27 protein-coding genes and 3 pseudogenes are annotated in these 23877 nt (G+C 59.6%); 18 read left to right on the forward strand and 12 right to left on the reverse strand.

What is annotated here, in order from left to right; genetic code table 11:
* The first annotated feature begins 23 nt into the window (after positions 1-23).
* Genes ACNYC6_RS26360 through ACNYC6_RS26375 form a run of 4 tightly spaced genes read left to right on the forward strand, consistent with a single transcriptional unit; the run spans position 24 to position 3115 of the window.
* Positions 24-989: a transporter substrate-binding domain-containing protein gene (locus ACNYC6_RS26360; RefSeq protein WP_419709851.1), complete on the forward strand. Its 966-nt coding sequence runs from the start codon at positions 24-26 to the stop codon at positions 987-989.
* 16 nt (positions 990-1005) lie between these two features.
* Positions 1006-1782 (forward strand): amino acid ABC transporter ATP-binding protein, encoded by a 777-nt coding sequence (locus ACNYC6_RS26365; RefSeq protein ID WP_419709852.1) that lies wholly within the window; start codon positions 1006-1008, stop codon positions 1780-1782.
* A gap of 3 nt (positions 1783-1785) precedes the next feature.
* Positions 1786-2466, forward strand: coding sequence for an amino acid ABC transporter permease (locus ACNYC6_RS26370; protein ID WP_419709853.1), 681 nt, complete (start codon positions 1786-1788; stop codon positions 2464-2466).
* A gap of 1 nt (position 2467) precedes the next feature.
* Positions 2468-3115, forward strand: a complete 648-nt coding sequence (locus ACNYC6_RS26375; RefSeq protein WP_419709854.1) for an amino acid ABC transporter permease — start codon at positions 2468-2470, stop codon at positions 3113-3115.
* A 23-nt stretch (positions 3116-3138) separates the two neighbouring features.
* On the opposite strand, the gene ACNYC6_RS26380 is transcribed toward ACNYC6_RS26375, so the two are convergent.
* Positions 3139-4155 (reverse strand): GlxA family transcriptional regulator, encoded by a 1017-nt coding sequence (locus ACNYC6_RS26380; RefSeq protein ID WP_419709855.1) that lies wholly within the window; start codon positions 4153-4155, stop codon positions 3139-3141.
* A 145-nt stretch (positions 4156-4300) separates the two neighbouring features.
* On the opposite strand from ACNYC6_RS26380, the pseudogene ACNYC6_RS26385 reads away from it, so the two are divergent.
* The 3 genes and pseudogenes from ACNYC6_RS26385 to ACNYC6_RS26395 form a co-directional block, all read left to right on the forward strand.
* Positions 4301-4453 (forward strand): annotated as a pseudogene (locus tag ACNYC6_RS26385) (MFS transporter); the annotation flags it as partial.
* A 1-nt stretch (position 4454) separates the two neighbouring features.
* Positions 4455-5576 carry an NAD(P)/FAD-dependent oxidoreductase gene (locus tag ACNYC6_RS26390; RefSeq protein WP_419709856.1) on the forward strand — a complete coding sequence of 374 codons (1122 nt, stop codon included), beginning with the start codon at positions 4455-4457 and terminating at the stop codon, positions 5574-5576.
* Between the two features lie 87 nt (positions 5577-5663).
* A complete protein-coding gene (locus ACNYC6_RS26395; protein ID WP_419709857.1) occupies positions 5664-6257 on the forward strand; it encodes a DinB family protein in 594 nt (197 codons plus the stop codon).
* Here the strand turns inward: ACNYC6_RS26395 and ACNYC6_RS26400 are convergent.
* The 3 genes and pseudogenes from ACNYC6_RS26400 to ACNYC6_RS26410 form a co-directional block, all read right to left on the reverse strand.
* On the reverse strand, positions 6178-7098 hold the full coding sequence (locus ACNYC6_RS26400; RefSeq protein WP_419709858.1) for a LysR substrate-binding domain-containing protein: 921 nt from the start codon (positions 7096-7098) through the stop codon (positions 6178-6180). The genes ACNYC6_RS26395 and ACNYC6_RS26400 overlap by 80 nt on opposite strands.
* A 179-nt stretch (positions 7099-7277) precedes the next feature.
* Positions 7278-7583: a DUF6124 family protein gene (locus ACNYC6_RS26405; RefSeq protein WP_419709859.1), complete on the reverse strand. Its 306-nt coding sequence runs from the start codon at positions 7581-7583 to the stop codon at positions 7278-7280.
* A gap of 180 nt (positions 7584-7763) precedes the next feature.
* Positions 7764-8451, reverse strand: a pseudogene (locus ACNYC6_RS26410) (LysR family substrate-binding domain-containing protein); the annotation flags it as partial.
* Here ACNYC6_RS26410 and ACNYC6_RS26415 point away from each other — a divergent pair.
* From ACNYC6_RS26415 to ACNYC6_RS26425, 3 genes and pseudogenes are all read left to right on the forward strand, one after another.
* Positions 8422-9195, forward strand: a pseudogene (locus tag ACNYC6_RS26415) (aldo/keto reductase); the annotation flags it as partial. The pseudogenes ACNYC6_RS26410 and ACNYC6_RS26415 sit on opposite strands and share 30 nt — an antisense overlap.
* A gap of 2 nt (positions 9196-9197) precedes the next feature.
* Positions 9198-9995: an SDR family NAD(P)-dependent oxidoreductase gene (locus ACNYC6_RS26420; protein WP_419709860.1), complete on the forward strand. Its 798-nt coding sequence runs from the start codon at positions 9198-9200 to the stop codon at positions 9993-9995.
* Between the two features lie 27 nt (positions 9996-10022).
* On the forward strand, positions 10023-10433 hold the full coding sequence (locus ACNYC6_RS26425; protein ID WP_419709861.1) for an SRPBCC family protein: 411 nt from the start codon (positions 10023-10025) through the stop codon (positions 10431-10433).
* Positions 10434-10481: 48 nt separating this feature from the next.
* On the opposite strand, the gene ACNYC6_RS26430 is transcribed toward ACNYC6_RS26425, so the two are convergent.
* Entirely contained in the window at positions 10482-11879 is a 1398-nt protein-coding gene (locus ACNYC6_RS26430) for a sensor histidine kinase (RefSeq protein ID WP_419709862.1), read from the reverse strand.
* The gene (locus tag ACNYC6_RS26435) at positions 11857-12540 is read right to left on the reverse strand and encodes a response regulator transcription factor (RefSeq protein WP_419709863.1); all 684 of its coding nucleotides are present in this window, start codon (positions 12538-12540) and stop codon (positions 11857-11859) included. The genes ACNYC6_RS26430 and ACNYC6_RS26435 overlap by 23 nt, the downstream gene beginning before the upstream one ends.
* A gap of 279 nt (positions 12541-12819) precedes the next feature.
* Here ACNYC6_RS26435 and ACNYC6_RS26440 point away from each other — a divergent pair, with 279 nt between their 5' ends.
* Positions 12820-13752, forward strand: coding sequence for a hypothetical protein (locus ACNYC6_RS26440; RefSeq protein WP_419709864.1), 933 nt, complete (start codon positions 12820-12822; stop codon positions 13750-13752).
* A gap of 172 nt (positions 13753-13924) precedes the next feature.
* Here ACNYC6_RS26440 and ACNYC6_RS26445 read toward each other — a convergent pair whose 3' ends face one another.
* Positions 13925-14536 (reverse strand): glutathione S-transferase N-terminal domain-containing protein, encoded by a 612-nt coding sequence (locus ACNYC6_RS26445; RefSeq protein ID WP_419709865.1) that lies wholly within the window; start codon positions 14534-14536, stop codon positions 13925-13927.
* A 349-nt stretch (positions 14537-14885) separates the two neighbouring features.
* Here ACNYC6_RS26445 and ACNYC6_RS26450 point away from each other — a divergent pair, with 349 nt between their 5' ends.
* From ACNYC6_RS26450 to ACNYC6_RS26460, 3 genes are all read left to right on the forward strand, one after another.
* On the forward strand, positions 14886-15290 hold the full coding sequence (locus tag ACNYC6_RS26450) for a TraR/DksA family transcriptional regulator (RefSeq protein ID WP_007907888.1): 405 nt from the start codon (positions 14886-14888) through the stop codon (positions 15288-15290).
* Positions 15291-15888: 598 nt separating this feature from the next.
* On the forward strand, positions 15889-17112 hold the full coding sequence (locus ACNYC6_RS26455; RefSeq protein ID WP_419713015.1) for a methyl-accepting chemotaxis protein: 1224 nt from the start codon (positions 15889-15891) through the stop codon (positions 17110-17112).
* Between the two features lie 119 nt (positions 17113-17231).
* The gene (locus ACNYC6_RS26460; protein ID WP_419709866.1) at positions 17232-17435 is read left to right on the forward strand and encodes a hypothetical protein; all 204 of its coding nucleotides are present in this window, start codon (positions 17232-17234) and stop codon (positions 17433-17435) included.
* A gap of 8 nt (positions 17436-17443) precedes the next feature.
* Here the strand turns inward: ACNYC6_RS26460 and ACNYC6_RS26465 are convergent, their stop codons facing one another.
* The 3 genes from ACNYC6_RS26465 to ACNYC6_RS26475 all read right to left on the reverse strand — a co-directional run bounded on the left by ACNYC6_RS26465 (position 17444) and on the right by ACNYC6_RS26475 (position 18465).
* Positions 17444-17683: a DUF2789 domain-containing protein gene (locus tag ACNYC6_RS26465; RefSeq protein WP_047530030.1), complete on the reverse strand. Its 240-nt coding sequence runs from the start codon at positions 17681-17683 to the stop codon at positions 17444-17446.
* A gap of 139 nt (positions 17684-17822) precedes the next feature.
* Positions 17823-18053 carry a hypothetical protein gene (locus tag ACNYC6_RS26470; protein WP_419709867.1) on the reverse strand — a complete coding sequence of 77 codons (231 nt, stop codon included), beginning with the start codon at positions 18051-18053 and terminating at the stop codon, positions 17823-17825.
* Positions 18054-18216: 163 nt separating this feature from the next.
* Positions 18217-18465, reverse strand: coding sequence for a hypothetical protein (locus ACNYC6_RS26475; RefSeq protein WP_419709868.1), 249 nt, complete (start codon positions 18463-18465; stop codon positions 18217-18219).
* Between the two features lie 414 nt (positions 18466-18879).
* Here ACNYC6_RS26475 and ACNYC6_RS26480 point away from each other — a divergent pair, with 414 nt between their 5' ends.
* From ACNYC6_RS26480 to ACNYC6_RS26490, 3 genes are all read left to right on the forward strand, one after another.
* Positions 18880-19350: a hypothetical protein gene (locus ACNYC6_RS26480; RefSeq protein WP_419709869.1), complete on the forward strand. Its 471-nt coding sequence runs from the start codon at positions 18880-18882 to the stop codon at positions 19348-19350.
* Positions 19350-19553 carry a hypothetical protein gene (locus ACNYC6_RS26485; protein WP_419709870.1) on the forward strand — a complete coding sequence of 68 codons (204 nt, stop codon included), beginning with the start codon at positions 19350-19352 and terminating at the stop codon, positions 19551-19553. The genes ACNYC6_RS26480 and ACNYC6_RS26485 overlap by 1 nt, the downstream gene beginning before the upstream one ends.
* Positions 19554-19671: 118 nt before the next feature.
* Positions 19672-20688, forward strand: coding sequence for an ABC transporter substrate-binding protein (locus tag ACNYC6_RS26490; protein ID WP_419709871.1), 1017 nt, complete (start codon positions 19672-19674; stop codon positions 20686-20688).
* A 40-nt stretch (positions 20689-20728) separates the two neighbouring features.
* Here ACNYC6_RS26490 and ACNYC6_RS26495 read toward each other — a convergent pair whose 3' ends face one another.
* Together ACNYC6_RS26495 and ACNYC6_RS26500 are read right to left on the reverse strand one after the other, a co-directional pair.
* Positions 20729-22861 (reverse strand): TonB-dependent receptor, encoded by a 2133-nt coding sequence (locus ACNYC6_RS26495; protein ID WP_419709872.1) that lies wholly within the window; start codon positions 22859-22861, stop codon positions 20729-20731.
* 89 nt (positions 22862-22950) lie between these two features.
* The gene (locus tag ACNYC6_RS26500) at positions 22951-23337 is read right to left on the reverse strand and encodes a DUF2946 domain-containing protein (RefSeq protein ID WP_419709873.1); all 387 of its coding nucleotides are present in this window, start codon (positions 23335-23337) and stop codon (positions 22951-22953) included.
* 94 nt (positions 23338-23431) lie between these two features.
* On the opposite strand from ACNYC6_RS26500, the gene ACNYC6_RS26505 reads away from it, so the two are divergent.
* Positions 23432-23869 (forward strand): DUF3995 domain-containing protein, encoded by a 438-nt coding sequence (locus tag ACNYC6_RS26505; RefSeq protein WP_419709874.1) that lies wholly within the window; start codon positions 23432-23434, stop codon positions 23867-23869.
* The last annotated feature ends 8 nt before the right edge of the window (positions 23870-23877 follow it).

The raw sequence follows: 23877 nt of genomic DNA on the forward strand, positions 1-23877 counted from the left end.
ACAATTTGCCTAATAGGTGATCTATGTCCGACTTCAAGTTCAATAACCAGGGTCTCTCCCGGCGCGGGCTGCTCAAAGCCGCAGGCTACGGTTCACTGGCAGCATTGGCTGCCAGTGCCACGGGGCCGATGTCGTTCGCGTTCGCTGCCGATAAACCGATCAAGACCGTACGTCCCGGTTATCTGACCGCGGCCTGCCTGGGCGACATGCCACTGGGCGCGCTACGTGAAGGTGTGCCGGTCGGCACCGATCTGGAATTGCTCAAGCTGATTGCCGACCGTCTCGAACTCAAGCTCGATGTGTTGACCATGGGCTTCCCGGCGGTGGTCGAAGCGGTGCGCTCCGGGCGTGCCGACTGGTTCGGCGGCAACTTTGCCTGGAATCCGATGCGTTCGAAGATCCTGTTGTTGACCGACCCGGTGTTCTACACCGGTGCCTACGTGATCATGCGCGACAGCGAGCCGTTCGATACTTCGATCACCGTCAACGACGTGAAGGGCCGCACCATCGGCGCCATCACCGGCTATTTCACCATCCCCGACATGAAGAAAATCGACGGTGTGAAAGAGGTCAAACTCTACGACAACACTGATTCCTGCCTGCGTGACGTGCGTGCCGGGCGCCTGGATTTTGCGGTGCTGGATGCGCCAACCATCGACTACATGATCCTTCAGGACCCGAGCCTCAAGCTCAAGCAAATCCCCATGGCCTATGATGAAAAGTTCCCCAGCTTGACCGCCAAGTTCGAGGCGATCTGGGGCGTTCATCCGCAAAATCAGGACTTGTTCGACGGTGTAAACCAGGGACTGCGCTGGTTGAAGGCGACGGATCAGATCCGCCCGGTCCTCGCCAAGTACGGGATCAAGAACCCCGACTATCTCGAACCTCCCGCCAAGAACCCGCGCATCGGCGTGGACCGCGACGAAAAGGGCAACCTGATCGGGCCGTTCGAGCATCCATCGCGTGATTTCAGCCAGGCTTTTGCCTGAGTCGAGGACTTGAATCATGGCTCAATCCACACCGCTGGTGCGTATCGAAGGGCTGCACAAGTCCTTCGGTAGCCTGGACGTGCTCAAGGGTATCGACCTCAATGTGCAGCAGGGCCAGAAGATTTCGCTCATCGGCCCCAGCGGCTCGGGCAAGACCACCTTGCTGCGCTGCGTCAACTACCTGGAAGAGCCGACCCAAGGCGACATCTACATTGATAACGAATTGATTGGCCAGCGCTTGGCGGGCACCCGGAAAGTGCCCATGAGCGATAAGGAACTGGCGCGGATGCGCGCTGGGATCGGTATGGTGTTCCAGCGCTTCAACTTGTTCCCGCACCTCTCGGTACTGGAAAACATCATCCTCGGCCCGCTCAAGGTGCAACAGCGCAACCGAGCTGAAGCGGTGGAACTGGCCGAGGATCTGTTGAACAAGGTTGGTATGTTTGCCAAGCGTGATGCGTTTCCGGAGCAGCTGTCGGGCGGGCAGCAGCAACGCATTGCCATCGCCCGGGCGCTGGCGATGAAACCCAAGTTGATGCTGTTCGATGAAGCTACCTCGGCGCTGGACCCCGAGCTGGTGGGCGAAGTGCTGGGCGTAATGCGCAGGTTGGCGGAGGAGGGCATGACGATGATCATCGTGACCCACGAAATGAGCTTTGCCGAAAGCGTCTCCGATCAGGTGATCTTCATGGCCGATGGCAATATCGTCGAACAAGGACCGCCGCGGCAAATATTCCGCGAGAGTCAGGTGGAGCGCACCCGCAACTTCATCCGCGCCGTGCAGGAGCATTGATCGATGTTCGATACCACTGCGCTGCACAAAGCCATCGAGATGCTGCCGTACTTTTTGAACGTGCTGGGCATCGGTGCATTGACCACCGTTGGCTTGACTGCCGCCGCGTTCGTCGTCGCGGCGTTGCTGGGGTTTTGCCTGGCGTTGATGCGGCTCTCGCGCAGTCGCATCCTGAGCCTGATCGCCAGCGTGTACCTGGAGATTTTTCGCAACGTACCGATCCTGACCCAGCTGTTTATCCTGTATTTCGGGCTGACCTACATCGGCATTACGTTGCCGGCGATCGGTGCGGCGATCATTGGCTTTGGCCTAAATGGTGCGGCGATTCTGTCGGAAGTATTCCGCTCGAGCATCCGCACCATTGATCGCGGACAAAGCGAGGCGGCGTTCTCCATCGGCATGACCCGGTCGCTGGCGATGCGCATCATTGTGCTGCCGCAAGCGTTCAAGGTGGCCATTCCAGGGATGGCTAACTTCGCCATCGGCCTGCTCAAGGACACGTCCCTGGCGTCAGCGGCGGCAGTGCCGGAACTGACGTTCAAGGCACGGATGCTGGTCAGTGAAACCTACCAGACCAACCTGATCTACTTCCTGCTGGCCGTGATCTATCTGATCCTGAGCCTCTTGCTTTCGCACTGGGCGGCGCGCACCGAACGCCGACTCAAAGTCGTCAAGGAGAATTGATATGGGCTATGGCGAGTTGTGGGAAGCAACCCATGTCGAGCTGCTGGCGGCGGCTTGGGCCACGCTGCAATTGGCGTTCGGCGCATTGGTCATTGGTTTGATCGTCGGTTTGCTGGTGGCGTTGGCACGTCTGTCGAAGAACCGGCCTTTGCGGCGAGCGGCGTTGGCGTACATCGAATTGTTTCGTGGCACCCCGGCACTGGTGCAGTTGTTCATCGTTTATTTCAGCCTGACTGAAATCGGTGTCCACTTCAGTTCGTTCCAGGCCGCGATGATTGGCCTTGGGCTTAACGCGGCCGCGTACCTGGCGGAGATTTATCGGGCGGGATTGGAGGCGGTCCCCAAGGGGCAGGTAGAAGCGGCGAAGGCGATTGGCATGCCGCAGCTCAAGGTGTTGCGTTGGGTCGTGTTGCCCCAGGCCCTCCGTATCGTGCTGGCGCCGATCGGCAATGTCGCGATCTCGCTATTGAAGGATACGTCCGTGGCTTCACTGATTGCGGCGCCGGACCTGATGCTGCGGGCGCAGGATTTAAGCTCGGTGTACTTCATGCCGTTGGAAATCTACATTCTGGTCGGTGCGATTTACTTTGCTCTTTGTTATCCATTGTCGCTTGGGGTGCGTTTGCTGGAGCGTCGGACGCGGCATTGAGTACGACGAAAGATCGCAGCCATTTACCGCGAAAACCGGCTGCGATAATCCCTCGGCGAAACCCCCAGGTTGCGCTGAAACGTCAGGCGCATGCGTTCTTCATCACCAAACCCGCAGAGGCGGGAAATTTGATCGATGTTGCGCTCGGAGTCTTCCAGCAGACGCCGGGCAGCTTCGACCCGCAGCACTTCCACGGCTTTGGCGGGGGTACGGCCGGTTTTGAGCTTGTAGACCCTGGCGAAGTTGCGCGGGCTCATTTGCACTTGCTGGGCGAGCCGCTCGACCGTGAGGTTTTCGCCCTCCAGGTTCTGCGTGATCCACAGGTGCAGGTCGTCGAAGGCGGCGCCTTCGTTGGTTTGTGCTTGCAACAACTGACTGAACTGGGCTTGGCCACCGGGCCGCTTGAGGAACACCACCATCTCCCGCGCCGCGAGCAGCGCCACTTCACGACCGCAATCCTCTTCGACCAAGGCCAGCGCCAGGTCGATACCGGCGCTGACGCCTGCCGATGTCCAAACCGTGCCGTGCTTGACGAAGATCGCATCGCTGTCGACTTCAATGTGTGGGTAGCGTTCCTTGAGCATGTCGCACATTTTCCAGTGGGTGGCGGCGCGTCGGCCCTCGAGCAGCCCGGCCTCGGCCAGCAGGAACGTCCCGCTGCACACCGATGCGGTGCGTTTGGCCTTGACGGATGCGTCTTTGAGCCAGGCCACCAGATCCAGTGACTTGTTCATTGCCTGAAGAATGTTGGGTGCACCGGGAGCGATCAGTGTGTCGATCGATTGATCGGCGAAGACGCTCAATGCGGCGGTATCGACCGCCAGTCCCTCAGCCGTGTGCATCAAACCGCCGGCCAGGCTTGCCGTATGTAGCCTGTAGCCCGGCAAACCGCGGTTGTCCATGTGTCTGGAGGCCGCCCAGAACACCGTTTGCGCGCCGGTGAGGTCGAGCAGGCCCATTTCAGGGTAGGCGAGGAAAACGATCAAGCGCGGTTGTTCAGACTGGATTTCGAGTGTGGCGGGAGGGTTTGCGATGTTCATAGGCTTCTGTTTCAGCGAGTTGGAATAATGATAATTCGCAAACGTTCTAAGCGTTATCGCAGCCGGTCGACTGTCAGGATTTCAGGGTTTTATGTCAGTCGATAGAACCGGTTTCACTCTAGCACTGTCCGCAGATCGTGCGGATAACCAGGCCGGGGTGATCGCGCCGATCCTGATCGGTTTGATCGTGCAGTTCATCGGCTCGTATTTCCTGGTACTGATCTTCTTCGTGGTCATGGCCATGCTGCTGGCGATATTCTCCAGCCTGATCGATTACCGCGAGCGAGGTCTGGTGTGACATGAGTGCAGGGCAGGGCAGCGTCGACATCGATTGTGTGGTGGTCGGGGCCGGTGTGGTCGGTTTGGCGGTCGCCAGGGCATTGGCCATGAGCGGTCGCGAAGTGATCGTGGTCGAGTCGGGAGAGGGTATCGGCACAGGCATCAGTTCGCGCAATTCCGAAGTGATCCACGCCGGCATCTATTACCCCGGCGGCAGTCTCAAGGCGCAGTTGTGCGTGGAGGGCAAGCAACGCCTCTACGCTTTCTGCGATGAGCGCGGGGTCAGCTATCAGCGCCTGGGCAAGTTGATCGTCGCCACCGATGAAGCACAGCGTTCGGCCTTGCCGGTGTTGCTGGAACAGGGGCGGCGCAACGGCGTTGATGACCTGCAATGGCTGGACGCCGATCAGGCGCGGGAGCGTGAGCCCGCACTGTCGTGCGTCGCCGCGCTGTGGTCGCCGTCCACCGGGATTGTCGATTCCCACGGGTTGATGTTGGCGTTGCAGGGTGATGTCGAAGCCTGTGGCGGGTCGTTGGCCTTCCACTCGCCACTACTGTCGGCACACTGTATCGACCAAGGTTTTGAGCTGCACATCGGCGGTGCCGAACCCATGACCTTGAGCTGCCGCGAGTTGATCAATTGCGCCGGATTGTCCGCGCCTGAGGTGGCGCGCCGTATTGCCGGTCTGCCTGCTCAGCACGTTCCTGCGGGGCGACTGTGCAAGGGCAGCTATTTCAGTTTCAGCGGCCGGGCGCCATTCCGGCATCTGGTGTACCCGGCGCCGGAAAGCGCCGGTCTGGGCGTGCACATGACGCTCGACCTCGGTGGTCAGGCGCGATTCGGGCCGGACGTGGAGTGGGTCGATGCGCTTGATTACCGCGTGGACCCCGCACGGGCCGACGGTTTTTATGCGGCGATCCGGCGTTACTGGCCGGGCTTGCCGGACAACAGCCTGCAACCGGCCTACAGCGGCATTCGCCCGAAAATCAGCGGCCCGGGCGAACCGGCTGCCGACTTTTGCATCAGCGGCCCGGCCGAACATGGCGTGCCCGGTTTGGTGAATCTGTTCGGGATTGAATCACCGGGACTGACCAGTTGCCTGGCGCTGGCCGAACGGGTGGTGCATTCGCTGGCGGGATAATGGTCGTACCGATAATCAGCGTCCACAACGCTGCCCGTGGATAGCGCTATCCTTGGAGAATGCGCTATTCGCCATCGGAGAAGTTCGATGATCAATGCACGCACCGCCCGCATGCTCGCCGATTACAAACAATGGGCCAACCGGCGTCTGTTCGACAACCTGGCGCAATTGCCTCCGGCTGAAGTCGAAAAGGAACGCGCCGGGATCTTCAAGAACATGATCGGCACGCTCAACCACATGTATGTCGTGGACTGCCTCTGGCAGGCTCACCTCGAAGGCCGAGGGCACAACTTCAAGACCTCCCATGACCTGGTGTATCCGGCTTTGCCGGACCTGCGCATGGCGCAACAGGCCGTCGATCACTGGTACTGCGACTGGAGCGTCCGGCAGACCGATGCTTCGCTGGACAAACCCTTGCGGTTTACCTTTATCTCCGGTGAAAGCGGCACCATGAGCGCCGGTGCGATGCTGATGCACGTGGTCAACCACGCCAGCTATCACCGCGGCTGGGTAATCCAGATGTACTTTGAAATTCCGGCCATGCCGCCGATGACCGACCTGCCGATCTACCTGCGCGAAACCGACCCGAACTTCAATTCGCTCAATGCCCCGGCAGTGGAACCGACATGTGCTTCGCAATTCGCGAGCGCAACCAACGTTCTGCCGGATCGTTATCGTTGACGCCGTTCCAGACCATCGACAGTTCGGACAGATTGATATCGAACGGCGGGTCATCGGCGCGCAACTGGTTGCTGCCCTCGATCAACGCACACGCCGCATAATCCGGTACCGAAGCCAGCATGTCGGTGCCCGCCAGCAAGGCGCGCAGGCCGGCGAATTGCGGCACCGCCAGCACCACCCGACGTGAACGACCGATGCGCGCCAGATCGTTGTCGATGGCACCGCTCAAATCCCCGGAAAACGACACCAGCGCATGAGGCCGTTCGCAAAACTCGTCCAGGGTCAACGGGCCCGGACGATCATCGCCGCGCAGTACCTTGACGCTCAAGTCACGCAGCTTTTTACGCTTGGCATTGGCCGGCAGTTCGGTGGTGTAGCTGATCCCGACGGAAATCTCACCGCTGGCGAGCATCGACGGCATCAACAAAAAATTGACCCGTCGCACAACCACCACGACGTTCTGCGCCTCTTCGCGGATTTGCTTGAGCAGCGGCGGAAACAGCCCAAATTCGGCATCGTCGGACAAACCAATGCGAAACACATCGCGGCTGATGGACGGATCAAAATCCTTGGCCCGGCTGACTGCACCGGAAATAGTGTCCATTGCCGGCTGCAACTCCTTGAGAATCACCAGCGCCCGCTGGGTTGGCTCCAACACTCGCCCGTTGCGCACCAGCAACGGATCGTCGAACAAATCCCGCAACCGCGCCAACGCCGCACTGACGGCGGGTTGGCCGAGGAACAGCTTTTCCCCGGCGCGAGTCAGGTTTTTTTCGAACATCAGCGTTTCGAAAATCACCAACAGGTTCATGTCCACGCGGCGCAGGTCGTTGCGGTTCATGGGTGAGGCTCGCTGGGGTTTGGAGTCTTTTCAGTAAAGCACCAAACCCTCAGGAAGGACGCGTTACCTGTAGCATCGGGCTTGCTCGCGAAGACGGCGTGTCAGTCGACTTGAGTATTGCTTGACACACTGCTTTCGCGAGCAAGCCCGCTCCCACAGGAGATGATTGGGGTTACGCGCTACTCGGTTGGATCGAGTCGATCCAGCGCGCGGTTCACCGCCAATTCACCCAGCATGATGACCTGGGCGATGCCCAGCCGCGTGTTGCGATGTGCGCCTTCCAGGAAACCTGCCAGATCATTGGTCATGACGTTGGCCGAGGCCAGTGATTCGCAGGCATGGGCCAGCAGGGTTTCGGTGTCGAGGGCGGGGTTGATGGTGAACATCGGCGAGGGTTTACGCGGAGTGCCCATGATTTTGGCGGCGGGGCTTTCGTAGGGGGATGCCGGATCTGATTCTGGCGGGTTGGGGGTTGGTTTGATCATCGATAGAACTCCAGTACTGGCAAAATTGGAGCCATCACTTTCGCTACCAAACGAATGGGTGGTGGCCATGCACAGGTTGGTAGACCGGAGTACTGGAACCGGCGCCTCCGAAGAGGCCCTGCGCATGGCAACCATAAAAGCAGCAATTGCTTGAAGTGGCGCTACGCGCAGTACTCCGGGCTACCAAACCCGATCGCTGTTTTTCAGCGACCGGCTAACGATAAAGTCAGGACCCAAGGCGCGTAAGCCGGCGGATTCTGGCTCCGTCAGCACCTTCCTGAACGTCTCCACCAACGGCCGCAGATTGATCCGGTGCCACGCCGCCCACAGCGGTCTGGTGAGGGAAATCCACGGCACTCCCGCAGCACCACGCCCGGCGGTGCGTTGCGGCTCAAGCCTTTCTGAATCATCGCGATGCCCAGTCCCGACGCCACAGAGCCATTGCCGTGAAGGGGCCGGTGGCTTCCATGCGGATATCCGGGGTGAAGCCGGCGCGGATGCAGGCGCTGACGAAGTTTTCGCGGCTGCTGACATTCTGGTGGTGTTGCACGCCGATTCACTCTTGCTCGGCGAGATCTTCAGGTGTCAGCAGTGCGTTCTGCGCCAGCGGATGGTCCTCGGGCAGGGCCAGCAGCATCGGGTCATCCAGTACCTGAAAACCCAACAGGTCCGGGTCGTCATCGGTCGGAGGCGCGCTGACCAGGGCAATGTCCAGGCTGCGCTGGCGCAAGCCTTCGAGTTGTTCGGCCGAGCTGAGGTTGTACAGTGCCACGTGTACGTTAGTCCGGCCGACTCGCAGTACGCGCAAGGCATTGGGCCGCACGCCGGCGTGCATGGCGTTTTCGATGTAACCGAAGACGCCGCTGCCCGCAATCTGGGCGAGAAGAGCGGGGTGTTCGAACACGGTCGACCGAACAAGATCGTCAACGACTACAGCGCCGACGCGACCCTGCGTTCGATCGAAGACAGCCTCAAGCGTCTACAAACCGATCGTCTGGACATCGTCTGGGTGCATGACATCGCCCAGGACGTCTACGGCGATCAATGGTTGGAGTACTTCAACCAGGCCCGCACCGGCGCCTTCAAAGTGCTGACTCGCCTGCGTGAAGAAGGCGTGATCAAGGGCTGGGGCCTGGGTGTGAACAAGGTTGAGCCGTGCGAGCTGACCCTTGATCTGAGCGAAGCGCAGCCGGACGGTTTTCTGCTGGCCGGCCGCTACACTCTTCTCGACCATGACCGCGCCTTGCAACGCTTGATGGATGCGGCGCTGGCGCAGAACGTCGAGATCGTGGTCGGCGGCCCGTACAGCTCGGGCATCCTCGCCGGTGGCGCACACTTCGAATACCAGAAGGCCAGCCCGGCGAACATCAACAAGGTCGAGCAGATCAAACGTATTGCGGCGGCCCATGGTGTCGACATCAAAGCGGCGGCGTTGCAGTTCTCGTTGGCCAACCCGGCGGTGGCGGCAGTCATTCCAGGTGCCAGCCGTCCAGCGCGGATTGCCGAGGACGTGGCCGCATTGTCGGCGGTGATACCAGCAGCCTTCTGGCAGGCACTGCGCGACGCGAAACTGGTGTCCGAACGCGCACCTTTACCAATCATTGGAGCCTGAACATGAAAATCGATTTGAGCGCAAAACTGGCGATTGTCAGCGGCAGCACTGCCGGCATCGGCCTAGGCATCAGCAAGGCGCTGGCAGAATCCGGCGCCACGGTGGTGGTGATCGGCCGCGAGACGTCCAAGGTCGAGCAAGCGCTGGCGAGCATTCGCCAAAGCGTGCCCGATGCACAACTGCGCGGTTTGACCGCGGACCTCGGCACCGCCGAAGGCGCCGAGAAACTCTTCGCCGCCGAACCGCGTGCGGACATCCTGGTGAACAACCTCGGGATCTTCAATGCGGTAGATTTCTTTGACACGCCCGACAGCGAGTGGACGCGCTTCTATGAAATCAACGTGATCTCGGGTGTGCGCCTGTCACGGCATTACGTACCGGACATGGTCAAGCAGGGTTGGGGGCGGGTGATTTTCCTGTCTTCAGAATCCGGCATCGCGATCCCGGCTGACATGGTCAACTATGGCGTGACCAAAAGCGCCAACCTGGCGGTGTCCCATGGTCTGGCCAAACGCTTGGCGGGCACCGGAGTGACGGTCAATGCGATCCTGCCGGGACCGACGTTGACCGATGGTGTAGAGCTGATGCTCAAGGATGCCATTGCCCAATCCGGTCGCAGTCTACGGGAGGAGGCCGACGCCTTTGTACGCACGGCCCGGCCGACTTCGATCATCCAGCGCGTGGCGAATGTCGAGGAAGTGGCGAATCTGGTGGCGTACATCGCTTCGCCCTTATCCTCGGCCACCACTGGCGCAGCCCTGCGGGTCGACGGCGGTGTCGTCGACAGCATGGCAATCTGAACCCTACTGATTAAGAGAGAACCGTACATGGCAACTGCATCAGCCTTCATCGACATCCCGGCCTCGGCCGATCAGGTCTGGCAATTGATCGGCGGTTTCAACTCGCTGCCGGACTGGCTGCCGTTCATTCCCAAGAGTGAACTCAGCGAAGGCGGGCGCGTGCGCAGCCTGCAAACCGCCGACGGCGGCGGGATAATCGAACGTCTGCAAGCGTTCGACAACATCGCGAAAACCTACAGCTACTCGATTTTGCAGGCACCGTTTCCGGCCACTGATTATCTGGCGACGATCAAGGTCGAAGCGCTGGGGCAGGGTGCGCGAGTGACCTGGTCCGGTCGGTTTGAGCCGGTGGGAGTGAGTGATGAGGAAGTGGTGGCGTTGTTCACCGGGATTTATCAGGGTGGGCTAGAGGCCCTGCGGGCCAACTACCCCGCCTGAGTGACAGCACACAGCCTTGTAGCAGCTGCCTCTCGAGCTCGGCAGCTGCTACAAGGTATTCGCCAAGGCGACATTGTTGCAATCCAGCACCAGCCGCGCGCCACCCAGTTCGCTGCTACCCACCTCAAGCGTAAACCCATGCAGGCTGACAATCGCCGCGACGATCGACAGTCCCAACCCGAAACCGCTTTTCAGATTGCCCGCCTCGGCGCGATAGAAGCGCTGGAACACCGCCTCGCGTTCGGTCTCGGGAATGCCCGGGCCGGAGTCGAGTACTTCGATGCGGGTATGTCCGTTTTCATTGACCCCACGCAAAATCACCTGACCAGCGGGCGGAGTGAATTTGATCGAGTTGCTCAATAGATTTGCCACCGCTTCGAACAACAAGGCACGGTCGCCATTGAGCGGCGGCAAGGATTCCGGCAGTTGCAACTCAAACGTCAGGCCGTCGTCTTCCGCCAGCGGCAAGTAAAACTCATGCAGTTCCTGTAGCAACGGCACCGGATCAAGCTGCACGAAGCCGGAACGGCGCTGACGATCCTCCAGCTCGGAAATCCGCAATAACCCACGAAACCGCGCCATCAGCGTGTCGGCCTCGCCCAGCACCAGATCCAGTTGCGCCGCTTGCGCCGAGCCTTCGCCGGCCTGCTGTTGCATGCGGTAAAGCTGCGCGCGCAGGCGGGTCAGCGGAGTGCGCAGGTCGTGGGCAATGTTGTCGCACACACCCTTGACCTCATGCATCAGGCGCTCGATGCGTTCGAGCATCACGTTGACGATGGCGGCGAGCATGTCCAGTTCATCGCGGCGATTGGACAACGGCAAGCGTCGGGTAAGGTCACCGGCGACGATGGCTTCGGCACTGGCCTGAATGGCGCGGATACGCCTCAGCGGACGACGGCGCAGTAAGTGCCAACCGACGATGCCAGGCAGGATGGTCAACGTCACACCCCAGAACAGTGCGTGCAGGATGATTCGGGTGACGGCAAACAGCGAACCGTTGTCACGCACCAAGACCAGCAGGAGCCCGTCGCGGGTCTGGGTCGCCACGGCATCGCAGCTGTCATTGGGCAGCGTCGGGTCGTCGGAGTCGGCACAGTCGCTGAGCATGTGGATCTTGCCGTCCAGCGGCAAGCCACGCGGAATGTGGCGCAGGGCGCCGCTGAGGTAATGATGCTGGCTGTCGAACAGACCGTAGGCGTCGATACCGCGGATGTCGAAGGTCATGCTGACGGCGAGGGCGTCCACCAGCTGTTCGCCCTGGAAACGCGAGAACAGATGCTGGCGTTGCATCAGCGAATGCTTGGCCAGGTTGTCCAGGTACGCGGACACCTCGAAGTACATGACCCCCATCAGAATGCCGCTCCAGACCACGAACAGCGCGCTGTAGAGCGCCAGCAAACGACTGCTGGAAGAGCGCCAGCCCTTAGACGGGTTCGGCAATGACATAACCCGAGCCTCGCACCGTCCGAATCAATGGGGCATTGCCAGGTGGGTCGATCTTTTTGCGCAGGCGGCCGATGTGCACGTCGATCAGGTTGGTGCCGGGGTCGAAGTGATAACCCCAGACCTCTTCGAAAATCATCATCCGCGACAGGATCTGCCCGGTGTTGCGCATCAGGAATTCCAGCAGCTTGTATTCGGTGGGCAGCAGCGTGAGCAATTGACCGTCGCGGCTGGCTTCGTGGCTGATCAGGTCCAGCTCCAGATCCGCCACCCGCAGCGTGGTGGCTTGCGCAGTCCCGGTGTTCTGTCGGCGCAGCAGGACTTCGACCCGGGCGGCCATTTCATCGGTGGCGAAAGGCTTGGTCAGGTAGTCGTCGCCGCCGGCACGCAGCCCGCGCACGCGTTCATCGACATCGGAGAGGGCGCTGATCATCAGGATCGGCGTGGCCACGCCCATGGTCCGCAGCGTGGTGACAATCGCCAGGCCATCGAGCTCGGGCAGCATGCGGTCGAGGGTGATGAGGTCGTAGTTGCCGCTGACCGCACGCTCCAGGCCTTCGCGACCGTTGTCGACCCAGTCGACGTCGAGTCCGTGGCTGCTCAATTCGGCGACGATTTCACGGGCGGTCACGGCGTCGTCTTCGATGGTCAAGATGCGGGTCATAGGGCTGGCCTGATTAAGTGTTCACAACGTTGTGCTGCATTTTGCCAAGAAATGATCGCAGGCTTTCTAAATAAAAGTTCATGGTCAATCGGCGCACCGGTCAATGCATAAAACCCGTTGAGCTTACTCGTTTGTTGCATATTGCATGGAGCCGGGAAGTTCAATGTTTATAACTCGCTGAGCCCAAACGATTTATCCAAAGTGCGCGAATGGCACGGTGACTGCAACGGCTGATCCACAGAGTTGTAACACCATCTTTCTGCCTGGAGCGATACAACAATGAATAGATCCTCTGATGGTTTCTATCCCGCCATGGATGACTCAATCACGCGCTCGGGCGTGTCATGGGGCGCGATCTTCGCCGGGGCCTCGGCTGCGGCGGCGTTGTCGCTGATCCTCGTGCTGCTCGGTTTTGGCCTGGGGTTTTCCGCCGTCTCGCCATGGGCCAATGAAGGTATGAGTGCCAAGGGCCTGGGCATATCGACGATTGTCTGGCTGGCGTTCACGCAGATCGTCGCGTCCGGGCTGGGTGGCTATATCGCCGGACGGCTGCGGGTGAAGTGGGCGTATATGCATGGCGATGAAGTCTATTTCCGTGACACCGCCCACGGTTTTCTCGCCTGGTGCGTGGCGACGCTGGTGACGGCGACGCTGGTAGCGGGTTCAGTCAGCAGCGTGGTCAGCGGCGGGGTGCAGGCCGGGGCGAGCATGGTCGGTGGCGCCGCGAGTGCCGCCACGCAAGCGGCGAGCACTGCTGCCGGCAACACCGACAGCGACCAGTACGGTTACTACATCGACAGTCTGTTTCGCGATGATCGCCCGGTCGCCGTCAGTGATGACGCCGCCCGAGGTACCGTCACCCGAATCTTCGTGCGGTCCTTGAGCAATGACGGTCAACTGGCCGCCGAAGACCGCACCTACCTGGCTCAACTGGTGGCGCAGCGGACCAACCTCACGCAAGCGGACGCGGAACGTCGTGTCGACGAAGTCTATGCCCGCACGCAAAAAGCCGTGGCCGACGCCAAACTGGCAGCGCAACAAGCGGCGGACACGGCCGCCAAAGTGGGCGCCTGGACCACGCTGTGGATGTTCGTTGCCCTGCTGGCCGGTGCGTTCTTCGCCAGCTTTGCCGCAACCTTCGGCGGTCGTCGTCGGGATGCGGTGGTGTATCTGGAAACCGACACCTACGTGACCACCCCAACGATTCGTTAAACCAGGAGAAACATCATGCGTTCATTACTGCTGTTCTTTCTCGGCGTCCCGATCCCGATCATCATCCTGATCGCCTTGTTCATGCATTGATCCATCGCTCCCGCAGTTGACCGCGGTCTACTGTGGGAGCGAGTTTGCTCGCGATGACGTCACATCAGACGCAGAAAATCTGTCAGTCCATCGGAGTGCTCAAGAAGTCCGTAAGCCCCTCGGCATAGGCTGTAAACGCAGCAATCCGGGGAAACTGTACATCCGCTACCTGATCCGGCACTACATATCGGGTAAAGCTCCACGCCACAGCCAACGTAATTCCCGCCTGCTCAATCGCCCCGTCGGTTTTCAACGGATGCTTTTCCAACGCCCGCTCCAGCGCCGAATACGCCGCCGCCAATTGCCCTTCGACTCGCTCAACCCACGGTTCGTACTGAATCTGCGCCGGTCGTAAATTGCGCTCGTAATAGAGCTGCACTGATTTTTCACTGGCGGCCAACGCCAGGCCAATCAGGCGCAACGAGCGCAGGCGTTGTTCGAGGTCCGCAGGCATCAAGCTGCGGTCGGGGCCGGCCAGCGCTTCCAGGTAATCGATGATCAGTGTCGAATCCATCAACACTTCGCCGCCATCGAGCACCAATGTGGGCGCCTTGACCACCGGGTTGATCTGCTGGAAGTGTTCGAAGTGGCGAAACACCGAGACCGATTCGTGCTCCAGCACGATGCCCAAGCGCTTGGCAGAAATGGCGACGCGTCTTACATAGGGCGAATCCAGCATGCCGATCAGCTTCATTTAACCGCTCCTTGAGTGAGCATTTCGGGAGGAACAACCTTAGCGGAGGTTCGCAGGCCTGCAAACGCAGCCGTTTGTCTTCTATATACCTGTGCCGGATTGAATTTCTTGCTATAAACGCACTCCGATATCCGCCTCAATGCCAGTCATAGAGCATTTTCGAGGCTTTGTCGGACAAATTCGCTGTCTTTTCAGTTGCTGAGGCCTCAAGTCGGCCTTAGACTGCCGCCCCTCGTAAATTGAGTGCCGGGTGGCGCTTGGTATAAACGGCGCCTTTCCGATGGCCTGTCCAGGTCTGCCGGAACGCTCCCTAATTCGCCTTAATGCACGTTTTTTTATAGAGATATCAATGACAAAGGACAAGTTGCTGGCCATGCCGGCGGATGACTACATGAATGCCGAGCAACATGCTTTTTTCTCCGAGCTGTTGCAGAACATGAAAGTCGAAACCCATGAGCGCATCGAACAGAACCGCATCGCCATCGAGAGCCTGGACACCCCGGCCGACCCGGCTGACGCGGCTTCTGTTGAAGAAGAGCGCACCTGGCTGGTGAACGCGATCGATCGCGACCAGCGCATGCTGCCTCAGTTGGAACAAGCCCTGGAACGCATCAAGGAAGACAGCTTTGGCTGGTGCGATGACAGCGGCGAGGCCATCGGTCTCAAGCGCCTGCTGATCAGCCCGACCACCAAGTACTGCATCGAAGCTCAAGAGCGTCACGAGCAGATCGACAAGCACCAGCGTCAGGCCTGATTTCGCAGCGCCCCGCATCGCGGGCAAGCCGGCTCCCACAGGATCATCGAGAATCCCGAGGGAGCAGGCTTGCCCGCGATGCTTTTTGTCGTCCGGAAAACCTAGAACACCTTCTATTGATCTACTGCAACGCCCACGACTAAAGACTCATGGATAATGGCTTTATAGTGGCGTTTAATGCGAAGACAACAATTAGAAGAACTTTGGGGTGACAACGATGACAAGAGACAGGTCTCTGGTTGCGGCAGTGCCTGCGCCAGTCCTTTTGCCAAAGAACCGCTGGTTGACACCCACGCTGCAAAGCATCGCCCTGATGCTGTTGCTGTGTGGCATGACCCTCGGCGGCTGGTCGCTTTACCTCGGTCTGCCGGTGGCAGTACTGATTGTCTGGCTACCGCGCTTGCGCTCACGCGCACCTTCCGAATCCGCTCCTGCCGATACATCCAGCGCCATCTCTACGTTAACTCGCGATCTTTCCTACACCACCAGCCATAACGCGCTGTCGGCCGCCGGCGTAGCCTTTTCCGTCAAGCAGCTGGCTGACAAGCTGCAATCGCAACTCGGCGCCGCGGCACAAATTGTCAGCAACGCCGAAGTCATGATCGCCACTGAACACGCCGCCTCGACCCTCAGTCGTGAAGCCCTGAGTGCTGCGAGCGAGGCGCATCAGAGCGGTGCGGCCGGGCGGACCGAGTTGCTCGAATCGATTGCACGCATGCATCAGCTCAGCCAGCGCGCCAACAGCAGCCGTGAACTGATCGAAGCCTTGAGCCTGCGCAGCGATGACATCCAGCGTGTGACCCTGGTGATCCAGTCCATCGCCAGCCAGACCAACTTGCTGGCCTTGAACGCGGCCATTGAAGCGGCGCGGGCCGGGGAACACGGCCGTGGATTCGCGGTGGTGGCCGACGAGGTTCGCGGACTCGCCGCGCGTACGGCGACCGCGACCGGTGAAGTCGGGGAGATGGTCGCCGACATCCAGCAACGCACCGCGCAAGTGGTGGAGCAGATCCGCCAACTGTCCAGTGACCTCGACACCGGCGTCGAGCAGGTCGAGCACACCGGTCAGCATCTGGAAAACATTGCCCGCCTGGCGGCCTGCGTCGAAAGTCAGGTCGGGGAAATCGCCCGAGGCGCGGACACCAATCGCGTGCAACTCGACAGCCTGTTTCACGCCATCGAACAGATGCGCAGCGACCTGGCCATCAGCGATCAACAGACCCGGCGCCTCGCCGAAGCCGCCGTGCAGATGGAAGGCCAGGCTGAAACCATCAGCGAACGCCTGGCCGAAGTGGGGCTTGATGACTATCACCAGCGGATCTACGACCTCGCTCGGGAAGGCGCGAGCCAGATCACGGCGCGTTTCGAAGCGGACATCGACGCCGGCCGTATCAGCCTCGACGATCTGTTCGACCGCCATTATCAGGCGATCCCCGATACCGTCCCGGCGAAATACCAGACGCGTTTCGATCGCTACACCGATCAGGTCCTGCCGTCGATCCAGGAACCATTGTTGCCCCGACATGAAGGCCTGGTGTTCGCCATCGCCTGTACCCAGCAGGGCTACGTGCCGACCCACAATCAGGTCTTCAGCCAGCCGCTGACGGGCGACGTGCAGGTCGATACCCTGCAAAACCGCACCAAACGCAAATTCGCCGACCGCACCGGCATTCGCTGTGGCAGTCATCAGCAAGCGGTATTGCTGCAAACCTACACTCGCGATACGGGTGAGCTGATGCACGACCTGTCGGTGCCGATCATGCTCAAGGGCCGGCATTGGGGAGGCTTGCGCTTGGGCTACAAACCGGAGAAACCTCGCTAGAGGCCGGTGATTGTTACCGTTTTGGAAACGAAGCTGTACACAGTCGTTGTTGTTTCAACACCTGCAGACTCATTACCATACCTACATAGTTAGGTTGCTAACGGAATTTGGAGGTCAGCATGCAAAGCAAAGTTGATATCGCGGTAATGATTGGCAGCGGTGTGCCTTCCAGCTTGCGCGCTTTGGGGCAGAGTGTGTGCTGGGTAGTGTTGCTCAACGGTGAGCGGCGGGGGACGGCATTTTCCAGTCGTACCGAAGCAGAGGAGTGCAAGGCTGCCTGGCTGGCGCAGTTGAACGCCGAGAAACCAGACAGCCTGCATTAAGCCTGAGGCTAGTGAATCTGGTGCATGCGCAGGTTGAGGTCGTCGACCACCCGCGCCCAGTCGGCATCTTCACGCAGTTGTTCTTTGAGGAATCCTGCCTGTTGCGGCGTCCAGAACTCGGCATCGATGAGCTTCTTGTCGTCGGGCAAGGGGGAATGGCTGGCAATGAAATCGTCGATAGCTTTCTGGGTGGAGTCCAGGCCGAGCTGGTCGAACAAACCTTTCAAATCGTGGGTCGGTGATTCCATTTTCATCTCCTTGCAGGTAACCGGTCGAATCGAATACGAGATCAGGGCTACGGCTTCTCTACTTCTGAGAGAGCCGTGCCTCGAGAGTTCGAAAACGATGTTTGAACGCAGGAGAGAGCATAGACCGCAAACCCGGTCTTCAGGCTTTCAATGCGCCGGCATCGACCGCCGCCTTGAGCTCCTTCGCGGATTCCTGGGCGGCGACGGCGGCGATATCCGAGGACTTGAACCAGCGGTCTTTCTCGACCTGATGATAGGTCACGGTTTTTAGCGGTGGCTTGGCGCGCATGACGATCACTGCCTGAAACTCGCCGTCGATTTCTCTGGCTTCGCCCCGGATAAAAAACTCGCCGATATCAAATTCCGTCACGTAGCAGCCTTCCCTTGGAAATACATTGTTGTTCTCAACGCAGCCCGTTTTGCCGGGGGATGCGTTTTATTGGGTGGGCAGTATGGCAGTAGTTGCACATCGTCGCCTGATCTAAGTCGCCGGGCAGATGAAACGTCTCATTAACACGTGAGCGTTCGGCAGTTCAACAGCGTGATTCAAGTTGGCGGGCGAGGGCGCAGGCTTCGTTGTGGTCCGCTCGGAAACCTCTGACGCGTCCTGTGGAAATTTCCTTGATGTGAAAGAAGGCATTGCCGGCCAAAACCACCTGAAACCGAGGCCGGGCCGGGGCGCCGTGAAGCATTGGGTGGGCGTGGACCACTGTCGGGAGCGAGGCTGATGCGATTTCCGTGTCTGGCGCCAGGGGATAGGCAAAGTGGGTCAATGTGCACATATGAAGTCCTTTTCATTGTTTTTACCGACGTATGTACGTCGTTATGGGTAGTCTGCGAGAGCATCGCTGCTCTAGAATCACCGTCACTGGTGGGTGAATGATGTTTATCTAAAGCAATTTTTTGCGGGCAAGATGTAGGAAAAGTGCTTTTCTTGATCGGTTTTTTCCCCGATGTTGATAGTCCATAATTTTCTGGCAGCAAGCAGGGAGTTTTCCTTCAACTCCTGACGAACGCCAGGCAGGACGATGCAAGTGACGTTCCAGTAGTCTTCTCGTTACTTCGTGATGGATGAGTGCACTGCTCATTCACGATTTCACCTCGGGTTCTTTGGCTACACCTTCGGCATTGCCGCTTTTTTGGCTGTGCGTTTTTTTCCGCGTACGGCACCATTTTTCAGATGTGGGGATGTTTCCTTGGCAGTAAGTAATCTCGATATGCATGCTTTGTTCGTGTTGGGTGATTTGCGCGCAAAGCTGGTCAAGCAGTTTCAGTCACGTTTCGTTTACATCACCGAGCAGAATGCCGAAGGTATCTACATCGCCGAAGTCGACACGGAATCGGCGCTGGTGGTGGACGATAAACCGGGGCTAAAACTGAAGGTCGGCGATCATTTCAGCGCCTCGGTGTTGCCCAGCCGTGAAGGCGGCAAGCTGGAAATCAAATTCCGCGAAATCAAACTGACGGTGTATGGCCTGGGCGACTATGCCTTCGTGACCACCGCAGACGGGCAGGCCATATTGTTCAAGGAAGGTCATAGCGTGGTGACGGTGTTTGCCGCCCACCAGCAGTTGCAGGAAGGCCTGACCAAGACCCTCAAGGCCGTGACCGCCAAGGCCGCCAAATGGCGCAAGGGCGAACTGGTGACGTTCAAGGCCAGCGAGTAATGAGCCTGACCCGCGCCGACTTCCATCAACAGAACCAGGCCAGCGCTCAAGCCGAGGCCCGGCGACTGTTCGAGCACAAAGCCGTCATGCAGGGAGCCTGGCTGAACTGGGTCGCATCACAGCTCTACGCGTTGCGCCCGGCGGAATACGCCAGCATGGTCAGAAGGGAGCTGATGCGCTTGCAGGAAATTTCCGAAAACTGATCGACGCCCCTCGAAAGCAGGAACCTCTACTACAGTCAATTGACTGAGTATTCAGAGGCTTCGCGGTCCTCCGCCCGGCCATCCTGCTATTGCTGTGAACAGCACGAGGTGCAAAAGCATGAAAGGTTTTCGACGGTTGCTGGCTGCGGTCCTGGCCACTTGCGGTTTATTGGCGTCACCCGTTCCGTTGTTGGCTGCTCAGGCGCCGATTCATTTCGCCGACCTGAACTGGGAAAGCGGCAGCCTGATCACCGATATCCTGCGGATCATTGTCGAAAAGGGCTACGACCTGCCAACCGACACGTTACCTGGCACCACCATCACCCTGGAAACTGCATTGGCCAACAATGACATCCAGGTCATTGGCGAAGAGTGGGCCGGGCGCAGTCCGGTGTGGGTCAAGGCCGAGGCCGAAGGCAAGGTCGTCAGTCTCGGCGACACGGTCAAGGGTGCCACCGAAGGCTGGTGGGTGCCGGAGTATGTGATCAAGGGCGACCCGGCCAAGGGCATCAAGCCGATGGCACCGGATCTGCGCAGTGTCAGCGACCTGCCCAAATACAAGGACGTGTTCAAAGACCCTGAAGCACCGAACAAGGGACGGTTCCTCAACAGCCCCATCGGCTGGACGTCGGAAGTGGTCAACAAACAGAAGCTCAAGGCTTATGAGCTGGACGACAGCTATGTGAATTTCCGCAGCGGTTCGGGTGCGGCACTGGATGCGGAGATCAGCTCGTCGATCCGCCGCAACAAACCGGTGTTGTTCTATTACTGGTCGCCTACGCCATTGCTCGGCCGTTTCAAACTGATCCAGCTGGAAGAACCGCCTTTCGACGCCGAAGCCTGGAAAACCTTGACCGACGCCGACAACCCCAATCCCCAACCCACCCGTTCGCTGCCCTCGAAACTGTCCATTGGCGTATCTACGCCGTTCCAGAAGCAGTATCCGCAGATTGCCGAGTTCTTCACCAAGGTGGATTTTCCCATTGAACCGTTGAACGCAGCGCTGGCGCAGATGAGTGAAAATCACACCCCGCCGCGTCAGGCGGCGGAGGCGTTCATGAAGAAGCACCCGGACGTGTGGAAGGCCTGGGTGCCCAAGGAAGTGGCGGACAAGGTGTCTGCCGAGTTGAAATAATCGAAGGACCCGGCTCCTGCAGGAGATCGTTGGATCGAGGTTAGAACCGGGTCTGCACCGCCAGCTCGAATGTGCGCGGCATACCCAGATAGTAAGCCGGCGACACATGCGCGAACTCGGCATACACCTCGTTGGTCAGGTTGCGCGCCCGGCCGGTGACGGTGGTGTGCCGGTCGACCTTGTAACTGAGGAACGAGCCGTAAAGTGTGTACGACGGCACAGTCATGGTGTTGGCGCTGTCGGCATACACCGACGCCACGTAACGTGCATCCACACCCCCTTGCCACTGCGGCGCGAAATCATAGGTCAGCCACAGATTACCGACCCGGTCCGGTACGTTGGTCGGCGTGTTGCCCTTGCGGGAAACGACCACGCCGGCCGCGTTCTTTTCGGTGAAATCATCGTACCGGGCATCGACCCAGGCAAAGTTACCTTCGGCCAACAACTTGTCAGTGATCCGTAATGAGCTGGCCACCTCGATGCCCTTTGAAGTTTGCTGGCCCACCGGAATACTCAAGGTCGGGTCCAGCGGGTCGGTCACCGCGAAGTCTTTGCGCTTGATGGTGTATGCCGCCACCGTCGCCGAACCGCGACCCTCCAGATAATCGAGTTTGCTACCGATCTCCCACTGCTTGCCCGTGGACACGTCGAAGTCTTGCGTGCCGTTGGGTTGCTCGGCGGCGGTGCTGTATTGCGCGTAGACATTGGCTGATGGAATGAACTGATACGTCAGGCCGACCCGCCCGGTCACCGGCTCCCAGCTGCGCTTGAGATGTCGGGGATTGCTCGCGGTCACGGTGCGGTGGTTGGTCACGTCGAGGTCGATGTCGTCATAGCGCAGGCCGGTGAGCAGCGACAGCTTGTCGGTGAGCGCCAGACGATTTTCCACGAACAGCGCTTTGGTGGTGACCTCGTTGGTCTTGTCGCTGACAAAGCCTGGTTTTGTGCCGGGAATGTCGTAGAAGTGCCCGGGTTGGTAGTTGTTCGGATCGACCGTGCTCGCACCTTTGACGTTCAGCGGCGAGTTGGTGGTCTGGTTGACCTTGTACTCGAAACCGCCCGACCAGGTGGTCGCTAATCCCAGCAGCGTGTTGTCGTGACGCAGTTCGAACTGGTTGCCGTTCTGTTCGCCCTGATGCCGCACCTGATACGCCGTGGAGCGGTTCACCGCCGTGTTGTCGGCGTTGTACTGGTAGGTTTCCAGGTTGCGGTAATCGCGCTGGCTGTCGAGGTGGTAAAGCATGTTGCGCAGGGTGGTGCTGTCGTTGATCCGGTAGTCGATGATCGAACGCACCCAGATCGTCCGTTGTTCGTAGCGACCGTCCTCGACGTTGTAGTTGTTGAAGCGGTTGTGCCTGTCGATTTTCAGTTCACCGGCCTTGGGATTCAGCACTGGCGTGCCCCAATACGGGCTGTCTTCGTGTTCGTCCTGATATTCGAGGGCCAGGGTATGGGACAGGTTGGGCGTGAGGTCGCTGAGCAGGGAAAACGCCACGCTCCAGGCGTCGCGCTCCTGACGGTCGATGTAGCCGTTGCCGGTGTTGTGGCTGACATCGAGGCGGGCGTAGTGCTGCACGTCCGCGCCGGCCTCGCTCAGGGCATGGTTGAGGCCGAAGGCCGTCTCGGTGGTGTCGTAGGTGCCGTAGCTGACCCGGCCTTCCAGCGCCTGTTCTTCACGGGTCGCCAGTTTGGTCACGTAGTTCAGCGAGCCACCCACGGCGCCGGCGCCGTTGATCAGCGATGACGGGCCCCCGACCAGTTCCACCCGATCATAAATCCACGCATCCACCGGCCGGGCAAGGCCACCGGAAACATTGACGCCGTTGAACATCTGGGTGATCTGGCTGCTGGTGAAGCCTCGATAGGAGATGAAGCCGCCGAAACCCGGAGGTGCGCTGGCATTCACACCGGGCAGGGTGTTGGCGGCGTCCTGGAAGTTCTGTGCGCCGTGACGCTCAATGTCATTACGGTTGGCAATGGCCACCGAGGCCGGGGTATCCCGCACGCTCAACCCCAAGCGAGAAGCCATGCCGCTGGACTGGTCAAGGCTCAGGCCGGGTGCGGTGTCTTGCTCGCCATCGATAGTGATCGGTGCGAGATCGACGGTGGATTGCGCCCAGGCATTAACGGACAGGCAGCCGAACAGGCTGGCCAGTAAAGGAACGTGTTTCATCGATGAATCCTGAATTCTTGTTTAACAGACAGCGCACAAGCGAACGCCACGCGTTGGCGAAGTGGGCTGATCGGAAAAGGCGAAGAAACTCAGGCGAGCGGCGGAGCGCGCGGATTGGCCGAGGGCCAGGTGAAGCGGGCAGGGAGGTCGGCACTGGCGATCGGCGCCAATGGCGGGCTGTGTTGCTCGGGCAGAATCGCCAGGGTCAGGCTGGAGTTGAAGGCCGGGCCCATGCCGCCGGTGGAACACAGCGGACAGCCGAAAGCCTTGGACAGGGTCGGCAGTTTTTCTTCGGAGGAGTTGGTCGAGGCCGGTGCCTGGGTGGTCGGATCGACCGTACAGAACTGGCCACCGATACCGTTGAGCTGTAATCCAACCATTTGCCCGTGACCGATGCTGCAGGCGAACACGTTGAACAGAACGCAGCAGTAGAGCGTCCAGGCCAGCAGTGAGCGATCGGTACGGGAGAATTTCATGGGGTGGCACTTTACTCCACCGCCGACCGGTCGTGCACTTCAAAAAATGCCGACTAGGATGATTTGACCAAATCCCTTTCAAGGATCTTCAACCATGACCTTTGCGTTGGCTCAATGGCTGGTGACGATATTTGCGGCGATTGCTCTGGTTCACGTTTATTGGGCGCTGGGTGGCGAATGGGCTGCCGTAGCGGCCGTTCCTCAAGTGCCGCAAGAAGGCGGCACGCAACTGCGCCCGGCTTTCAAACCGCGAGGCTGGCTCACGCTGCTGGTGGCGGCTGCCTTGCTGACAATCGCCCTGTTGGTGTGTTTGCGGGTCGGCTGGTGGCTACCGCAGGTGCATCATCAAGTGCTGCAGTGGGTGATCAGCGCCATCGCGCTTCTGTTGTTCGCCCGGGCGATTGGCGATTCGGAACTGGTGGGGTTTTTCAAGGAGATCAAAGGCTCCAGGTTTGCCCAGTGGGATACCTGGGTGTATTCGCCGTTGTGTGTGGTGTTGGGGAGTGGATTGTTGGCGGTGGCCTGGGTTTGATCTATTGG

The organism is Pseudomonas sp. NFX224 (assembly GCF_048565165.1).
GTDB lineage: Bacteria > Pseudomonadota > Gammaproteobacteria > Pseudomonadales > Pseudomonadaceae > Aquipseudomonas.

Bases quoted from the DNA above. Each gene is read 5' to 3' on its own strand.
- ACNYC6_RS26505 (WP_419709874.1), top strand. From the start codon at position 23,432: ATGACCTTTGCGTTGGCTCAATGGCTGGTGACGATATTTGCGGCGATT.
- ACNYC6_RS26435 (WP_419709863.1), bottom strand. From the start codon at position 12,540: ATGACCCGCATCTTGACCATCGAAGACGACGCCGTGACCGCCCGTGAA.
- ACNYC6_RS26400 (WP_419709858.1), bottom strand. From the start codon at position 7,098: ATGAACCGCAACGACCTGCGCCGCGTGGACATGAACCTGTTGGTGATT.
- ACNYC6_RS26370 (WP_419709853.1), top strand. From the start codon at position 1,786: ATGTTCGATACCACTGCGCTGCACAAAGCCATCGAGATGCTGCCGTAC.
- ACNYC6_RS26500 (WP_419709873.1), bottom strand. From the start codon at position 23,337: ATGAAATTCTCCCGTACCGATCGCTCACTGCTGGCCTGGACGCTCTAC.
- ACNYC6_RS26395 (WP_419709857.1), top strand. From the start codon at position 5,664: ATGATCAATGCACGCACCGCCCGCATGCTCGCCGATTACAAACAATGG.
- ACNYC6_RS26475 (WP_419709868.1), bottom strand. From the start codon at position 18,465: ATGTGCACATTGACCCACTTTGCCTATCCCCTGGCGCCAGACACGGAA.
- ACNYC6_RS26460 (WP_419709866.1), top strand. From the start codon at position 17,232: ATGCAAAGCAAAGTTGATATCGCGGTAATGATTGGCAGCGGTGTGCCT.
- ACNYC6_RS26360 (WP_419709851.1), top strand. From the start codon at position 24: ATGTCCGACTTCAAGTTCAATAACCAGGGTCTCTCCCGGCGCGGGCTG.
- ACNYC6_RS26490 (WP_419709871.1), top strand. From the start codon at position 19,672: ATGAAAGGTTTTCGACGGTTGCTGGCTGCGGTCCTGGCCACTTGCGGT.
- ACNYC6_RS26485 (WP_419709870.1), top strand. From the start codon at position 19,350: ATGAGCCTGACCCGCGCCGACTTCCATCAACAGAACCAGGCCAGCGCT.
- ACNYC6_RS26445 (WP_419709865.1), bottom strand. From the start codon at position 14,536: ATGAAGCTGATCGGCATGCTGGATTCGCCCTATGTAAGACGCGTCGCC.
- ACNYC6_RS26430 (WP_419709862.1), bottom strand. From the start codon at position 11,879: ATGTCATTGCCGAACCCGTCTAAGGGCTGGCGCTCTTCCAGCAGTCGT.
- ACNYC6_RS26465 (WP_047530030.1), bottom strand. From the start codon at position 17,683: ATGGAATCACCGACCCACGATTTGAAAGGTTTGTTCGACCAGCTCGGC.
- ACNYC6_RS26380 (WP_419709855.1), bottom strand. From the start codon at position 4,155: ATGAACATCGCAAACCCTCCCGCCACACTCGAAATCCAGTCTGAACAA.
- ACNYC6_RS26450 (WP_007907888.1), top strand. From the start codon at position 14,886: ATGACAAAGGACAAGTTGCTGGCCATGCCGGCGGATGACTACATGAAT.
- ACNYC6_RS26375 (WP_419709854.1), top strand. From the start codon at position 2,468: ATGGGCTATGGCGAGTTGTGGGAAGCAACCCATGTCGAGCTGCTGGCG.
- ACNYC6_RS26390 (WP_419709856.1), top strand. From the start codon at position 4,455: ATGAGTGCAGGGCAGGGCAGCGTCGACATCGATTGTGTGGTGGTCGGG.
- ACNYC6_RS26405 (WP_419709859.1), bottom strand. From the start codon at position 7,583: ATGATCAAACCAACCCCCAACCCGCCAGAATCAGATCCGGCATCCCCC.
- ACNYC6_RS26455 (WP_419713015.1), top strand. From the start codon at position 15,889: ATGATCGCCACTGAACACGCCGCCTCGACCCTCAGTCGTGAAGCCCTG.
- ACNYC6_RS26440 (WP_419709864.1), top strand. From the start codon at position 12,820: ATGAATAGATCCTCTGATGGTTTCTATCCCGCCATGGATGACTCAATC.
- ACNYC6_RS26420 (WP_419709860.1), top strand. From the start codon at position 9,198: ATGAAAATCGATTTGAGCGCAAAACTGGCGATTGTCAGCGGCAGCACT.
- ACNYC6_RS26425 (WP_419709861.1), top strand. From the start codon at position 10,023: ATGGCAACTGCATCAGCCTTCATCGACATCCCGGCCTCGGCCGATCAG.
- ACNYC6_RS26365 (WP_419709852.1), top strand. From the start codon at position 1,006: ATGGCTCAATCCACACCGCTGGTGCGTATCGAAGGGCTGCACAAGTCC.
- ACNYC6_RS26495 (WP_419709872.1), bottom strand. From the start codon at position 22,861: ATGAAACACGTTCCTTTACTGGCCAGCCTGTTCGGCTGCCTGTCCGTT.